Annotated in this window: 24 protein-coding genes; 20 read left to right on the top strand and 4 right to left on the bottom strand. The window is 46.7% G+C overall.

Going from position 1 to position 13,255, the window contains the following annotated elements:
• Positions 1-4: 4 nt before the first annotated feature.
• The 4 genes from F453_RS0107150 to F453_RS0107135 form a co-directional block, all read right to left on the bottom strand.
• Positions 5-274 (bottom strand): helix-turn-helix domain-containing protein, encoded by a 270-nt coding sequence (locus F453_RS0107150; protein ID WP_018967405.1) that lies wholly within the window; start codon positions 272-274, stop codon positions 5-7.
• 7 nt (positions 275-281) lie between these two features.
• Positions 282-749 (bottom strand): hypothetical protein, encoded by a 468-nt coding sequence (locus F453_RS0107145; RefSeq protein WP_148295861.1) that lies wholly within the window; start codon positions 747-749, stop codon positions 282-284.
• Positions 750-845: 96 nt separating this feature from the next.
• On the bottom strand, positions 846-1,283 hold the full coding sequence (locus F453_RS0107140) for a hypothetical protein (protein ID WP_018967403.1): 438 nt from the start codon (positions 1,281-1,283) through the stop codon (positions 846-848).
• 52 nt (positions 1,284-1,335) lie between these two features.
• Complete coding sequence (locus tag F453_RS0107135) at positions 1,336-1,977, bottom strand: XRE family transcriptional regulator (protein WP_018967402.1); 642 nt, start codon at positions 1,975-1,977, stop codon at positions 1,336-1,338.
• Between the two features lie 184 nt (positions 1,978-2,161).
• Between F453_RS0107135 and F453_RS0107130 the strand changes: the two genes are divergently transcribed.
• From F453_RS0107130 to F453_RS15850, 20 genes are all read left to right on the top strand, one after another.
• Complete coding sequence (locus tag F453_RS0107130; protein WP_018967401.1) at positions 2,162-2,377, top strand: hypothetical protein; 216 nt, start codon at positions 2,162-2,164, stop codon at positions 2,375-2,377.
• Positions 2,378-2,399: 22 nt separating this feature from the next.
• The gene (locus F453_RS0107125) at positions 2,400-2,621 is read left to right on the top strand and encodes a hypothetical protein (protein WP_018967400.1); all 222 of its coding nucleotides are present in this window, start codon (positions 2,400-2,402) and stop codon (positions 2,619-2,621) included.
• A gap of 4 nt (positions 2,622-2,625) precedes the next feature.
• Positions 2,626-3,441 carry a phage antirepressor gene (locus F453_RS0107120; RefSeq protein ID WP_026292500.1) on the top strand — a complete coding sequence of 272 codons (816 nt, stop codon included), beginning with the start codon at positions 2,626-2,628 and terminating at the stop codon, positions 3,439-3,441.
• The gene (locus tag F453_RS0107115) at positions 3,438-3,668 is read left to right on the top strand and encodes a hypothetical protein (RefSeq protein WP_018967398.1); all 231 of its coding nucleotides are present in this window, start codon (positions 3,438-3,440) and stop codon (positions 3,666-3,668) included. Before F453_RS0107120 ends, F453_RS0107115 begins: the two co-directional genes overlap by 4 nt.
• 3 nt (positions 3,669-3,671) lie before the next feature.
• A complete protein-coding gene (locus tag F453_RS0107110; RefSeq protein ID WP_018967397.1) occupies positions 3,672-3,947 on the top strand; it encodes a helix-turn-helix domain-containing protein in 276 nt (91 codons plus the stop codon).
• 19 nt (positions 3,948-3,966) lie between these two features.
• Entirely contained in the window at positions 3,967-5,943 is a 1,977-nt protein-coding gene (locus F453_RS0107105) for an AAA family ATPase (RefSeq protein WP_018967396.1), read from the top strand.
• A gap of 29 nt (positions 5,944-5,972) precedes the next feature.
• The gene (locus F453_RS0107100; protein WP_018967395.1) at positions 5,973-6,896 is read left to right on the top strand and encodes a recombinase RecT; all 924 of its coding nucleotides are present in this window, start codon (positions 5,973-5,975) and stop codon (positions 6,894-6,896) included.
• Between the two features lie 23 nt (positions 6,897-6,919).
• Positions 6,920-7,660, top strand: a complete 741-nt coding sequence (locus F453_RS0107095) for an MBL fold metallo-hydrolase (RefSeq protein WP_018967394.1) — start codon at positions 6,920-6,922, stop codon at positions 7,658-7,660.
• 14 nt (positions 7,661-7,674) lie between these two features.
• On the top strand, positions 7,675-8,262 hold the full coding sequence (locus F453_RS0107090; protein WP_018967393.1) for a hypothetical protein: 588 nt from the start codon (positions 7,675-7,677) through the stop codon (positions 8,260-8,262).
• A gap of 12 nt (positions 8,263-8,274) precedes the next feature.
• The gene (locus F453_RS0107085; protein WP_018967392.1) at positions 8,275-9,144 is read left to right on the top strand and encodes a hypothetical protein; all 870 of its coding nucleotides are present in this window, start codon (positions 8,275-8,277) and stop codon (positions 9,142-9,144) included.
• Entirely contained in the window at positions 9,122-9,733 is a 612-nt protein-coding gene (locus F453_RS0107080) for a DUF6633 family protein (protein ID WP_018967391.1), read from the top strand. Before F453_RS0107085 ends, F453_RS0107080 begins: the two co-directional genes overlap by 23 nt.
• A gap of 15 nt (positions 9,734-9,748) precedes the next feature.
• On the top strand, positions 9,749-10,099 hold the full coding sequence (locus F453_RS0107075) for a hypothetical protein (protein WP_018967390.1): 351 nt from the start codon (positions 9,749-9,751) through the stop codon (positions 10,097-10,099).
• The gene (locus F453_RS0107070; protein ID WP_018967389.1) at positions 10,096-10,431 is read left to right on the top strand and encodes a hypothetical protein; all 336 of its coding nucleotides are present in this window, start codon (positions 10,096-10,098) and stop codon (positions 10,429-10,431) included. Before F453_RS0107075 ends, F453_RS0107070 begins: the two co-directional genes overlap by 4 nt.
• Positions 10,432-10,524: 93 nt before the next feature.
• Positions 10,525-11,061, top strand: a complete 537-nt coding sequence (locus F453_RS0107065; protein ID WP_018967388.1) for a hypothetical protein — start codon at positions 10,525-10,527, stop codon at positions 11,059-11,061.
• Positions 11,058-11,327 carry a hypothetical protein gene (locus tag F453_RS0107060; RefSeq protein ID WP_018967387.1) on the top strand — a complete coding sequence of 90 codons (270 nt, stop codon included), beginning with the start codon at positions 11,058-11,060 and terminating at the stop codon, positions 11,325-11,327. Before F453_RS0107065 ends, F453_RS0107060 begins: the two co-directional genes overlap by 4 nt.
• Entirely contained in the window at positions 11,311-11,718 is a 408-nt protein-coding gene (locus F453_RS14695; RefSeq protein ID WP_018967386.1) for a YopX family protein, read from the top strand. Before F453_RS0107060 ends, F453_RS14695 begins: the two co-directional genes overlap by 17 nt.
• Positions 11,719-11,763: 45 nt before the next feature.
• On the top strand, positions 11,764-12,234 hold the full coding sequence (locus F453_RS0107050; RefSeq protein ID WP_018967385.1) for a DUF4494 domain-containing protein: 471 nt from the start codon (positions 11,764-11,766) through the stop codon (positions 12,232-12,234).
• Positions 12,227-12,430, top strand: coding sequence for a hypothetical protein (locus F453_RS0107045; protein WP_018967384.1), 204 nt, complete (start codon positions 12,227-12,229; stop codon positions 12,428-12,430). Before F453_RS0107050 ends, F453_RS0107045 begins: the two co-directional genes overlap by 8 nt.
• A gap of 36 nt (positions 12,431-12,466) precedes the next feature.
• Complete coding sequence (locus F453_RS0107040; RefSeq protein ID WP_018967383.1) at positions 12,467-12,787, top strand: hypothetical protein; 321 nt, start codon at positions 12,467-12,469, stop codon at positions 12,785-12,787.
• 29 nt (positions 12,788-12,816) lie between these two features.
• On the top strand, positions 12,817-13,255 hold a 439-nt coding region (locus F453_RS15850; RefSeq protein WP_018967382.1), incomplete at its 3' end, for a DUF7666 domain-containing protein.

Here is a 13,255-nt window from a genome sequence, read left to right as displayed (position 1 = left end):
TGAATTATTGTACAAACATCGTACCCTTGCCCGTCAGCAGCCAATTGGCCGAAACCCCGTAGTCGCGCACAAGTAGGCTTAACCATCCAGCTTCGAAGAAACCGCGCCCACGGTGCTTGCGTTGGGCATAGAAATGGGGGCGGGCAATGTTGTTCGTTTCGCAAAAGTCCTTGGCCGTCCTTATAAGCCCCTGCTCGACGCAGGCAGAAAAGGCGGCGAAAAACCGCTCCATAATCGCCAAAGTGTCTTGGCTGTACGCGCGTGGGCTGCTCATGGTCTTGTTATCTTATCCGATGATACTTATATACATGCATCCATGACAATGACTTATCATGCAACTCGATGGTGTTATTGTCTATTATCTTGTACGAATATTCTTTTGTCGTCACGATACTGTACTTTCCATCAGGGGTGGTTTCGTTCATCCCTATTTTCTTTTCTTTCGGGTCGACATTGAAATACATGTTCCACTTTTGTGGAGTATTATCAATGTACACAAATTCACGTGTGGCGTTTCCATGAAACCACATAACGCCACCTGCCGCACCGTCTATCCATTTCTGCTTACCGAACGGGGTGAACGTCAAGACTTCATCGGACGCTCCGCCCTCACCTTGCCATTTGCCCTCCAACACTTTCAGCATCTCCACCACTTCGGGGCGGTAAGCGTCCTTATCTTCATCATCATTACTCTTGCTGCAAGAGAACAATGCAAGAGACATTATTGCTAGAAATAGTAATTTTTTCATTTCATTAATCTGTTTACCAGTCATTTATATTGGGTTTTCAATTGAATTTACGGAACTTAGCCATATGTGCTTGCATGGTTCAAATGCCGATACTAGCTACTTCGTTATAATTCCTATACACTTGCCGTCCGCACCAAACAGCAACGTTATAACGACGTTGTCGTTCTCTTTCCATCGATAATATAGCCCTGCTTCATTATTTCTATCTGATATGGTACATTTCTCAATAATCGCATAATCAAAACCTACCAGCGATACGATTTCATCAATTGTTTTTCCCCTGACATCTCCAATCCTTAGAAAACTTTGGAATATAAGCGAAGAGGATGCTGGCGTTAGATTTCTTGTGGACACGGGTGCAGGTTTTGGCGATGATGCGGGCGGAATACTCCCTATAAGTGCTCCGATAAACGAGAAGAACAAAACACATAAAATCACCACAATCATATCGTACATTCCGCTATAAGCCATTATAAGGCCTCCGACACCGAGTCCAATAAGGGCAAACGCCAGAGTAAGAGAAATAACTTTCATGTTTCTTTCAATTATATTGTGAATAACTCAAAATGCTACATTTTGCACCTCATTACTTCATACTCATGCACATCAATACCCTATACACTCCGTACACGTCCTCCAACGACACCTCGAAAGACGGATATTCGGGATTGATGGACTTACACACTACGCAACCTGTCGCATCTGATGGGAACAATCGCTTTATCACCGTGCCGTTGCATGTGTCCAATACGTAGACACGCCCCCAATCGATGAACGCACGTTCATTTATTTTCTTTATAAGCACCTGCGAACCTGATGGATATTCGGGTGACATGCTCTCCCCCGAAACAGTTATGGCGTAGTCCACGCCCTTAATTGGGGATATAATCTTCTCACACTCGTTGTTCTTGACCGACACCACGAAGTCGTTCAACGAGCCGCCTTGCGCTGAAATTGGAAGCAGGGGTACAGAATACGTGGTATTATCATTCATCACATTGGTATCTGAGGATGCAAGCATGTCACCCTCGCCCGTCAAAAGCCATTCAGCACTTACATTGAAGTAATTTGCAAATTTCTTATTTGTAGCAATATTTGGTTTAGCCGTTTTATCACCTTTCAAACGGCTGATTGTCGCTTGTGATACACCCGTGGCTTGGCTTAGATAATAAGGTGTAACACCTTTATTATCAAACAATTGTTGTAATCTCTCATTGTATGTACTCATAGGTTATTTTGTTTACAAACGTTAAATTAAAGTATTTTGCAAATAATTCTTTTCAAATTACTTGCACTTTACTTTTATTCTTATTATCTTTGCATCACAATACAAAATCAAATTGCACCGCGATTTAAAACTATCGCACAAATGTAAGAATATTTTTTGACAATAACAAATAACAATAAGAAAAATGAGAAATATTGACGAATTGACGGCTGGCTTGAAAGCTGGCGAATGTGTTCTCTTCAACGAGAACGGGAGTGAGTTTAGGTTTAAAAGCCTGATGGAGGCCTGCAAGAACGCGACCAACCACGGGCGAAAGCCTGAGAATGGTTGGAACATCGTAGACGACTTGGGGGTAACATACGAAAGTGAGGATTGGGGGTTCTTGGCGAGCCTCGTGTAACAGAGTTATAACGAAAACAAATATGAACAACAAGAAAACATTTAAAGAACTGTACGAGGCCGAAAGGGACAAACCAACGGCCGCACAACACTTCATCACAATGGTGGCCAATATGACCCATCGCTCAACTAACACGGTTAAGATGTGGCTGTCGGGGCGACAAGTCCCCGATGAACTGGCTAGAACCATCATGGCACAGCACTTTGGGTGCGATGCCGAACAATTATTTCCTACAAATAATTAGTGACATGAACAATCAGATAACAATTTTCAGCAATCCCCAGTTCGGCGATATTAGAACAGCGGGCACATCCGACAATCCTTTGTTCTGCCTTGCGGATGTGTGTAAAGCACTAGGACTGACACAAGGACATGTAAGAGAGCGGATTTCAGATGGGGTCGTTTCAACCGAACCCATAATGGACGCACTAGGACGTACGCAGTATGCCAACTTCGTCAACGAAGACGGATTGTATGATGTGATATTGGACAGCCGAAAACCCGAAGCTAAGGTCTTCCGTAAATGGGTGACATCGGAAGTCTTACCATCCATCCGCAAGACAGGCGGTTACATTGCCACCGCCCCCGAAATGAGCGATGCCGAAATATTGGCAAAGGCTGTGCTTGTTGCACAGACGACCATCGCCAACAGGGAAACGCGCATTAAGCAGCTCGAAAACGAAAACGCAAGCCAAAAGCAGCTTATCGCCCAAATGCAAAAAGGCAACGACTACCTTAACATCATTCTCCAAAGCAAGGGTACTCTTGCCACAACGCAAGTTGCAGCCGACTACGGGATGTCTGCCGTAAGTTTCAACAAGCGACTGAAAGAAATGCGCATCCAGCGCAAGGTAAACGGACAATGGATATTGTACACTGAGTTCATGGGCAAAGGCTATGTACACAGCAAGACCATCGCGTTTCAACATTCGGACGGGCGCCCCGACACACGATTGTCGACAGAATGGACGCAGCGAGGACGGATGTTTCTGTACAACGCCCTGAAAGAGGCGGGCATACTGCCGCTAATAGAAAGAACGGATTATAAGCAATTGACGCAATGAAGGTTATAACAAATTGGCGATACTACGTGCTGGCGATGCTGGCAGTCGCCGCGATGACGGCAATATTTTCAGAGCCCGCGGGCGAGGGTATGTTGCTTTGGGTTTCGTCCATGACGATTTCGAAGACTACTGGACTTGCACTAGGTTACGCCTTTTACCGCGGAGTGCGGTATTGGGGTCAAAAAGGTAAGCTCCCCGAACTGATTAAGCTAGCCAAGGAGGACTGACGTATGGAAGTGAACGAAAGGCTGGCGCGCATCGAGCGGCTTATCACCATCGGCTCGAAGAACGTGTTTACAACAGACGAAGTGGCCTTATTGCTGGGCATATCGACAAGCCGTGTACGCCACATGGTTTGCGACCGCGAGATACCGCACTATCGCAGGGGCAATAAAGTCTACTTCAAAAAGTCGGAAATCGAGGATTGGCAGCTTAGCCAACGTGTGCCGACCAATGAAGAGATAAACAACAAGGCTACAACGCACGTAGCATTAAACAGAATGTAAAGATAAAATCTAAAACAAAATGAAGAGAATTGTAATAAAAAAGTTGTCCCTTATAAACTTCAAGGGCATCAGAAATCTAACGATTGATTTCAACGAGTGTATAACTACCATTTCGGGGCGAAACGGTCTCGGGAAAACTACCATTTTTGATGCGTTCACTTGGCTTTTGTTTGGCAAGGACAGTAAAGAACGCAAGCAGTTCGGCATCAAAACCTACGGAAAAGACGGGCAGACCATCCCACGCTTGCCCCACGAAGTATCGGGGGTGCTGGATGTAGACGGCGAGAAAATCACCTTGACGCGTCGCTTTACGGAGAAATGGCAGAAAAAACATGGGACGACCACCGAAGAAATGACGGGGCACAAAGAGGAACGACTTTATAACGACGTCCCCATGTCCACGAAAGATTGGGCAGAGAAGATAGAGAGTATATGCCCCGAGCAGGTGTTCAAGTTCATCACCAATCCCTTATACTTTTCATCGCAAACAGCGGACGTACAGCGCGCGATGCTATTCCGCATGGCGGGTGAGGTATCGGACGAGGAAGTGGCCAAGGGCTACAAGGCATTCCAGCAGTTGCTTGCCCAAATGACGGGCAAGACGAAGGAGGAATATAAGCGCGAGGTGGCCGCCAAGAAAAAGTGCATCAAGGCGGAGGTTGATGCTCTTCCCGAGCGCATGGATGAGTGTCAGCGACAAATCACCGCAATGGAATGCGACAGAGACGGCAAGCCTATAAATTTTAACGGGCTAAGGGCAGAACTAGAACAAAAAAAGGTCGAACTCGCCAAGGTCGAAGAGCAGATTGCCGACATCACCAAGGCGTATAACGACAAGATGGGGGCACGCTTGGAAAAGTCGCGCGAGTTGGGCGACATCAACAGCCAAATCATCAAGCGTGAAGCCGAAATCAAGGATGAGGCTTATAAGGGTTATCGCGAGGAGCTGAATAAGCAGCAGGAGCTGCACTATCAGGTCGACACTTTGAAAAGCGAAATCGCGCGAGCAGAAAAGGAAATTGCCAACAAACAGCAAGAGCTGGACAAGTACGCCAAAGTACGCGAGGAAATGATTGCCGAATGGCAAGAAATCAACAAGTCACAGCTCACCTTTGATGACAAGGATTTTGTTTGCCCAACTTGCCACCGACACTTCGACATTGACGACATCGAGGCTAAGCAGCGCGAAATGACCGAGCATTTCAATGAAGAGAAAAAGCAAAAGCTAGAAGACAACACCACACGCGGAAAGGGCAATTCCGAAAGGATGAAAGCCGTTGAGGCTGAAATCAAGACCTTACAAAGCTGCATCGCCAATAATGATGTGGCTATCAAGGAATACGCAGCGAACCCATTATTCAATAAGGAATTGGCAGCCCCCGACGCGACACCATTAATGGCGTCAGACAAGGAGCTGGCTGAACTAAAAGACAAGGCCAAGGCACTACAATCTGAAATCGATGCGGAGGCCAAGGACGACATGCCCGACACGGGCGCACTTGCATCTGTTAAGCGCGGAATGCTTGTCGACATAGACGGCATTAAGGCCGAACTTGCGAAAGAAGAATACGTCAAAAGTGCCAAAGACCGTCTTGCCGAATTAGAGAAGAAGCTCCGCATACAGTCCGAGGAATTAGCCCAGTTGGAGGCGACAGAAGACACAATGATGGAGTTCGCCAAGGAGCGCGTTAAACTTGTTGAAGGCAAGATTAACTCCATGTTCACGATGGTGAAATTCAAGATGTTCGACACGCAGATTAACGGAGGTGTGGTCGAGACCTGCGAGGCCGTTGTTGATGGTGTACCGTATTCGACCCAAAACAATGCGATGGTTATCAATATCGGCATCGACATCATCAACGCTATATGTCGCTCCGAAAACATCTCTGCACCCATATTCGTCGACAATTCAGAGAGCATCAACTCAATACTCCCTACCACATCGCAGCTCATTCGCTTGGTTGTCACCGATGACGAGCAGTTAAAGATAAACTAAATTATTCACTTAAATAACAAGAAAGAATTATGTCAAACGAAATCGCAAAAAAAGAAAAACCAGTCGATGTACTTAAATCGATTATCGCTGCGCCGTCAATAGAAGCGCAGTTTAAGAATGCCCTTGGGGAACATAAGGATACCTTCGTGGCATCACTAATCGACCTATACGTAAATGAAAAACAATTACAGACATGCGATGCCAAGTCGGTTGTGTTGGAAGCACTACGCGCAGCCACACTACGCCTGCCGCTGAATAGGGCTTTGGGATTTGCATACATCATAGTCTTTAACAATTCAGTCAAAAACCCCGATGGTTCTTGGTCGAAAGTGCCAACGCCAACATTTGTGCCTGGTTATAAAGGTTACATCCAGCTGGCGATGCGCACGGGGCAATACCGCACTATCAACGCGGACTTCGTATATGAGGGTGAACTCCGTAAGGTCGACAAGCTCAAAGGCGAGGTCGCGTTCGATGGAGAAAAAAAATCCGACAAGATTGTCGGTTACTTCTGCTACTTCGAGCTGTTAAACGGTTTCTCTAAGACACTCTACGTGTCTATTGAGGAAATGGCCGCTTACGCCTTACGCTATTCGCCCTCTTTCAAGGGCAGGAATAAGCCCACGGCCGAGGCTCTGATTGCTGCCGCCCAGTCTGGCGCGGTGTCCTCACAAGTGGGGTGGCAGGGAAATTTCAACGACATGGGATTGAAGACCGTGATACGCCGACTGTTGTCGAAGTATGGCTACCTTTCCGTTGAAATGCAATCCGCAATGGACAAGGATGTTGAGGATGCTGGTAATTCACGCGATGAAACCATCGCCGAACATGGCAACAGCAAAACAATAATTGCAGAAGCCGTGGAATACGAACATATCGACACGGAGACGGGGGAAATAACGCAAGGGCAAGCACCAGCCGAACAAAATACTGATGCCGCGCCCAATTACTAACAAATGTGTAGGGGGAATTTGGAATGGTACTGAAATGCCTAGGCTCGGGCAGTAGCGGGAACTGCTACATATTGCAGAGCGATAGTGGCGAAAAGCTTATCCTCGAATGCGGTTTGCCATTCCGCGAGATAAAGCGAGGACTTGACTACGACTTGCGTGGCGTTGTCGGCTGCCTAGTTAGTCATAGGCATTCAGACCATTCCAAAGCCCTACATGACGTTATCAAGGCAGGGATAAGGGTGCTAGCCATCGAGGACGTATTCGTCGCGCTAGACGTTAAATATCGCACATTATGCAAAACAATCCAATCAATGCGCGGATATGTCATTGGCGGATTTCGCATATTAGTCCTTGAAGTGGCGCATGACGTGCCTTGTGTAGGGTTCATCATTGAGCATGTCGAGATGGGCAAGCTTCTATTCGTCACCGACACGATGATGCTCGAATGGCAATTGCCGCCCCTTGACCACATCATGCTTGAATGCAACTATTCTGATGCCACACTCCAACGGAATATCGACAGCGGACTTGTACCTGCCGTAATGCGCGAACGCCTTATGCGCTCACACATGGAGTTGCAGACCGCCAAGGGCGTGTTGACCGAAAACGACATTACGCAGGTGAAAGAAATTGTGCTGATACACCTTAGCGGCAATAACTCCAATGCGGAACTATTTAAAAGCGAGATAGGCAAGGCCACGGGCAAACCCGTTTATGTTGCCGAACGCGGTTTTGTAATGGATTTATCAAAAGAACCATATTAGCGAAAGTAAAAACAATGAAAACAAGAATAACGATTAAAAAGACCGAGTTGCACAAACTATACAAATCGCTCACCACTCGCCCGAATATAACACGAGAGTATGTGGAGCAGGAGTTGGCAAGCGTGTTTGGGAAGCGAAATCTGCACCCAACCAGCGTAAAAGAGCGCATCCAGTCGCTCAATGATGCCATTGAGGCGTTAGGATACGGCCACCCGTATGTGATTGGTTACATGGAAGCTGAAGAGGCCTTGGCCAAGATTGGGGGTGACGAGTGTGCGTTGGCATTCTTCGAGCTGCGCATCATCGTAGCCGCACTCAACGAGGGGTGGAAATGGGGTGGACATAGTTTCTGCTATTTGCCGATGTTCGAACTATACCCAAAGGATGTATTGGAAGACATGACAGACGATGAGGCAGAAGACATACAGCCCGTATTCTCACGTCGCTTTCCAAATATCGGAGGCATGGCGTGGAAGCACAATATCGACAATATGTCCCTATCCGCCTATGCACCTGCGTGCCTCATGTTGAAGAACGAGAGTTTGGCAAGGTATGCTGCCGAGCAGTTCATGCAATATTGGGCGAAGTATATTCTAGGATAAAGGAGGCTTATAATGGTAGATGGTTGGATAAAACTAAGCCGCGACATCACCAAGCATTGGATATTCCAAGATGCGGAGTTTTTCAAATGGTGGTTTGATTTGCTTACAATGGCCGCATGGAATGACCACAAGGTGATGTACGACGCGCATCTGTTTACACTGAAACGCGGACAGACTATCGCCTCAATCTCATACCTATCAGAACGCTGGGGACGGAATAGGAAAAGGATAATTCGCTTTTTACAACTATTAGAGAAAGACGGGATGATAACGCGCACTGTAAGGGACAGGCAAACATCAGTCTTAACCATCTGTAATTATGGACGTTACCAAGAGCAAGGGGACACCATAGGGGACACCATAGGGGACACCATAGGGGACACCATAGGGGACACAAACAGAAGAAAGGAAAAGAAAGATAAGAAAGAAAAGATGTTGTCTACCGACAACATGCAAAAGGCCGAGGCCAAGTTTGATGCGGAAGAAATACGGGAAATATTCAACCGCGAAATGTTCGACAAGCCGATACCAAAAGTCCGCGGCAAACTGAAAGGACAAAGGCTGGCATTCCTAACCGCGAGGTTTCGCGAGTACGGCATCGACGCCGTGCGGGAGGCCATAGCGAAAGCCGCACGGAGCGACTTCCTCAACGGAGGCGGCGGGCGTGGCTTCATCGCAAGCTTCGAGTGGATATTCCGCCCCAACAACTTCCCAAAGGTTTTGGACGGGAATTTCGACAACCGACAAACAACGACATCAAATGGAAATCAGACAGACAATCAATCAGCGGCTCAACGAGTTGAAGCGGCAGCCAACATCGTCCGCAGGCTCTTTGCCGAAGACGACGCCCGAGCAGCCGATGGCCAAGGCATGCCTCGCTAGGTACGGCGACCGCGAGAACTTTATGTGCCTCTTCAACCCCGACCGCCAAGTGGAGTTCGGCGAACATCCCGACAGATGCCATTTCGGCTCTGCCCCCACGCTGGGAACATTACGGGCGGCCTATGGAAAGAACATGCCGACATCGTGGCTAGTTCCGCAGCTGCTGAACCTATCCGAGTACTGCGGCTGTAAAAACAAACTAACCGATGCGCAGCTGGAAGAGTGCGCGAGGGTAATCGCAAGTGAGTATTCCTACCTCAAGACAACCGAACTGATGCTTTTCTTCTCACGCTTCAAAGCAGGACGGTACGGACGCTTCTACGGCAATGTCGACCCGATGGTGATAACCTCCGCGCTGGCGGTGTTCCGAGGCGAACGCTCCGAGACCATTGCGCGTCACGACCACGAAGAGATGAAAAAAGAACGGGAAATGCAGGCCTCGGAGGCGATAAGTTACGAGGTATACATTAAGCTGAAACAATTAAGAATGTTAAATTGCGCGTCTATCGCGTTAAAATCCTGTCGGCTTCATAACTTATCGTTAGCTGGAATTGAATACGTTAAAACGAAAAAGAAGCAGCAAATATAATATTATTTAGGAGACATGTACAACAAGAAATCAAAAATCAAAGACGCGCCCCAAAGAATATACCTCACAACAGGGCTTTCGGAAGTTGAGGCTTTGAACGCAAATTTCAACGACCTGAAAGACGTGACGTGGTGCGAACATCGTATATCCGACGGGGACATCGAGTATCGCAGAATGGGGGTTAGGACTGCTAAGCCTATCGATTGGCAGCAGGTGAGGATTAATGCGGCCATATCGATTGCTAGCCGTGCCAATCTGAAACTAGAAGGCCTAATCAACAATTACAAGAATAGTGTTGCCAAAATATCCATTGAATTAGCCGATGCGCTGGTGGAAGAGTTGATGAAGAGAGGGTCGGTGAAATGAAAATCGTTTATTGCAGTTGGTTTCCTTTCAAGGGATACAAGGCGATAACATTGCTTCGCTGGATAGTCGTGAGGAACGACCAAAGGGCGCGCTTCACAAGCGCGGACTACAACCACGAGTGTATCCACTACGAGCAAGAAAAAGAACTTTGGTTCATCGGATTTTACCTACTCTACATTATTGACTTTGTATTGGCGATGCTCTACTTCTGGAATTGGCGCAAAGCGTATCGCAATGTGACATTCGAGCGAGAGGCGTACGACCGCCAACACGACATGCAGTATATCCAGCATCGCAAACGTTTCGCTTGGTCGAAATATGATTGGGAATAGCCATTTTTTAGCCGAACGCGGAATGTTATATCGAGAACGCGATACGGACGTGTCGCAAACAAGGCCTTTTGACAAATTATAACAACAAATAAAATGGAAGAAAAATATTTTATGAGGTGTCCGTGTGACGGGCGGACATTCACCTCTGACGAGTGGTCGGAGTGGGTGCGTACGCATCCCAGCTCGGAGGTGGTGCACCAGCATGGGGAGTTCGGGTTCAATATCCACGGAGTATGCATGACGCCGCGCGTCTGCGTAGATTGGAAGAACAGCGTATGTCAGATTAAAATTACGACTGCGAAATCTGACAATGGGCGATGGAATTTCGGAGTGTCGACATGCTTTTGGGATAGGTATTCAAGTTCCCCTACGCGTTTTGTCGAAGATGCAGACAAGGGGTTTGACAACGAGAAAAAGGCCATCGTAGCTGGACTTGATATGGCAAAGAAATGCTGCCAACAAGTGCTTGATGACATTGCTTTTCGAGGGGGAATCCCCGATGACGACGAAGAAGAAGACAAAAGTCGCGCAAGGGGAGTATCCGTCTTACCAAAACTCAACGAGGCGATGGTTAGGATTAACCAATTTAAATCATTGTACAACCCCCAACAACTAGAACTGTTCGCATGATGGAAGACGTTAAAATAATCGCTTATGCGCTGCTGGTAATCACCAATGTCTGCTGCATCCTCTACATCTGTCGGGAGTTCAAGAAATTGGCTAACCGTGTTGAGAAGTACCTTAACTATACAAATAGCCGTTATAGTATGGTTCTCATTAACCAATTGCTATTCTTACGTAGTGAACTCGTAAAGAATGAGGACTACAAGAGTGCGGCCAAAATCAACGAAATAATCAAAAGGGAAATTGAAAAAGAAAATGAAAGGTCAGATTAAGTTCAGGGGCTGGAATACCAAGAACAAAAAGTGGCTGCACGGCTACTACTTCGTTAACCGCGGGCAGCACTTCATCGTGGGGGACGAGTTTGTAAACCCGTTCACAGAGCCTGCCGACTTCATGGTCGACGGGGACACGGTAGGCCAATATACGGGTCTTGTGGATTTAAAAGGAAAGGAAATCTACAATGGAGACATCCTCGCGGGATTGGACGGCAGGGTAATCGGGGTGGTGACGGGCGGTGTGCGCGGATATTGCTACGATGTGGTTTACCCAAGACCGATTAAGGGCGAGAAGTCGTGGTCGCTGTACGGTATCGTCGTGGTTGACTACGGAGGTAAGGTCTTGGTAGTAGGAGACATACAGAACAATCCCGAAATGATTGGGTAATAATAAACATATAATTATTTAACAACAATATTTTAAACAAAAAAAATGAAAAGTCATATAGCACAATTTTTCGAAGTGAAATTCAAGTACGAGAAAACGCAAGAAGACGGCCCTGTCAAGAAGGTTACGGAGGCGTACGCCATAGACGCAATGACGTGGAGCGAGGCAGAGAAACGCATCGTCGAAGAGATGGCTGCATACGCGCAAGGTGAGGCCGAGATAAAGGACATCCGCAAGGCGCAATACAAGGAGGTCTTGTTTTCAGACAAAGAGGCTGACGACAAATATTACAAGACCAAACTTTCGTTAATCATGCTTGACGAAAAATCGGGAAAGGAGAAGCGTCAGAACGTAATCTACTTGGTTCAAGCCGCATCGACCGCACAAGCCGAGAAATACATTCACGATGTCATGTCGCCAACTATGTTCAATTACGAGGTGGTGAAAGTTGAGGAAACGAAAATCTTTGACGTTTATCTCCATAAGGACGAGCAGAAAAAGACCGCCAATGAATAGTCGTGAGTTTTTCGACAAAGTTTCGCGAATGCGCGACTTACAAAGGTCGTATGCAAAGAGCCGAAACATGTCGGTGCTAAACAAGTGTAAAACCGTTGAAAAAGAGGTGGACGCCGAGATAGCACGAGTTAATGCTATCCTTGGCATCCGCCAAACGGATGAACCTAACATGTTTGGAAAATTCCAAATAAAATGAACCACAAAAGATTGTCATTTAGAACAAAAGAAGAATATGAACGATAGAGATATACTTCATCAGCAATTAATAAGACTTGGCGACATGATGGGAGATGGTCTGCACCTTGAAAAGGACGGGCGTTGGATTGCTCGTGAATACAAGAGAATATCAAGAGTATTGTTCCCAGAAATGTTCCCTAAGAGGAACACCACAGAACGCGATAAGGCAATCGCCGAATGGTGTAAATGCAACCCTTGTAACGAATGTGGCGGAGAGTTCAAACAAACGCGTAAAGGCTCAATGCGAGTTGTATGCACAGGGTGTGGTGTTAAAAGGCAATTGAAAGTAAGAAAACAGAAACATTCCAATCTTTAAAAAAATGGAAAGAATTAACAAATAAAATTATGGAAACAGAGAACAAAATAAAGGCCTACAAAGGTTTTAACAACGACATGACTTGCCGCGGTTTCCAGTTTGAGGTAGGTAAGGAGTATGAACAAAAAGGTAAGACAAAAGCGTGCAACAATGGCTTTCATGCTTGGGAAAACCCTATGGATGTGTTCGAACATTACCTTATTGAAAAAGACGGGCATATCGCACGCTTTTGCGAAGTAGAACAGAGTGGAGCGATTGATAGAGAAGATGATAAAGTCGCCTCATCCAAAATTTCCATCAAGGCAGAGTTTAAATTCGCTGATTTCGTGAAATTGGCAGTAGACTTCGTCTTGGAAAAATGTAAGGTGGGAAAGGGTAATTCAGGAGACTACGCCCAACTCGCATCATCAGGCTACTCTGCCAAACTCGCATCATCAGGAGGCTCCGCCCAACTCGCATCATCAGGAG

It is taken from the genome of Hoylesella loescheii DSM 19665 = JCM 12249 = ATCC 15930 (assembly GCF_000378085.1).
GTDB classification, from domain to species: domain Bacteria; phylum Bacteroidota; class Bacteroidia; order Bacteroidales; family Bacteroidaceae; genus Prevotella; species Prevotella loescheii.
This window is presented reverse-complemented; position numbering and strand designations above follow the sequence as displayed.

Coding starts and splice junctions, on each gene's coding strand:
- F453_RS0107150 (WP_018967405.1), bottom strand. CDS start 274: ATGAGCAGCCCACGCGCGTACAGCCAAGACACTTTGGCGATTATGGAG.
- F453_RS0107145 (WP_148295861.1), bottom strand. CDS start 749: ATGAAAAAATTACTATTTCTAGCAATAATGTCTCTTGCATTGTTCTCT.
- F453_RS0107140 (WP_018967403.1), bottom strand. CDS start 1,283: ATGAAAGTTATTTCTCTTACTCTGGCGTTTGCCCTTATTGGACTCGGT.
- F453_RS0107135 (WP_018967402.1), bottom strand. CDS start 1,977: ATGAGTACATACAATGAGAGATTACAACAATTGTTTGATAATAAAGGT.
- F453_RS0107130 (WP_018967401.1), top strand. CDS start 2,162: ATGAGAAATATTGACGAATTGACGGCTGGCTTGAAAGCTGGCGAATGT.
- F453_RS0107125 (WP_018967400.1), top strand. CDS start 2,400: ATGAACAACAAGAAAACATTTAAAGAACTGTACGAGGCCGAAAGGGAC.
- F453_RS0107120 (WP_026292500.1), top strand. CDS start 2,626: ATGAACAATCAGATAACAATTTTCAGCAATCCCCAGTTCGGCGATATT.
- F453_RS0107115 (WP_018967398.1), top strand. CDS start 3,438: ATGAAGGTTATAACAAATTGGCGATACTACGTGCTGGCGATGCTGGCA.
- F453_RS0107110 (WP_018967397.1), top strand. CDS start 3,672: ATGGAAGTGAACGAAAGGCTGGCGCGCATCGAGCGGCTTATCACCATC.
- F453_RS0107105 (WP_018967396.1), top strand. CDS start 3,967: ATGAAGAGAATTGTAATAAAAAAGTTGTCCCTTATAAACTTCAAGGGC.
- F453_RS0107100 (WP_018967395.1), top strand. CDS start 5,973: ATGTCAAACGAAATCGCAAAAAAAGAAAAACCAGTCGATGTACTTAAA.
- F453_RS0107095 (WP_018967394.1), top strand. CDS start 6,920: ATGGTACTGAAATGCCTAGGCTCGGGCAGTAGCGGGAACTGCTACATA.
- F453_RS0107090 (WP_018967393.1), top strand. CDS start 7,675: ATGAAAACAAGAATAACGATTAAAAAGACCGAGTTGCACAAACTATAC.
- F453_RS0107085 (WP_018967392.1), top strand. CDS start 8,275: ATGGTAGATGGTTGGATAAAACTAAGCCGCGACATCACCAAGCATTGG.
- F453_RS0107080 (WP_018967391.1), top strand. CDS start 9,122: ATGGCCAAGGCATGCCTCGCTAGGTACGGCGACCGCGAGAACTTTATG.
- F453_RS0107075 (WP_018967390.1), top strand. CDS start 9,749: ATGTACAACAAGAAATCAAAAATCAAAGACGCGCCCCAAAGAATATAC.
- F453_RS0107070 (WP_018967389.1), top strand. CDS start 10,096: ATGAAAATCGTTTATTGCAGTTGGTTTCCTTTCAAGGGATACAAGGCG.
- F453_RS0107065 (WP_018967388.1), top strand. CDS start 10,525: ATGGAAGAAAAATATTTTATGAGGTGTCCGTGTGACGGGCGGACATTC.
- F453_RS0107060 (WP_018967387.1), top strand. CDS start 11,058: ATGATGGAAGACGTTAAAATAATCGCTTATGCGCTGCTGGTAATCACC.
- F453_RS14695 (WP_018967386.1), top strand. CDS start 11,311: ATGAAAGGTCAGATTAAGTTCAGGGGCTGGAATACCAAGAACAAAAAG.
- F453_RS0107050 (WP_018967385.1), top strand. CDS start 11,764: ATGAAAAGTCATATAGCACAATTTTTCGAAGTGAAATTCAAGTACGAG.
- F453_RS0107045 (WP_018967384.1), top strand. CDS start 12,227: ATGAATAGTCGTGAGTTTTTCGACAAAGTTTCGCGAATGCGCGACTTA.
- F453_RS0107040 (WP_018967383.1), top strand. CDS start 12,467: ATGAACGATAGAGATATACTTCATCAGCAATTAATAAGACTTGGCGAC.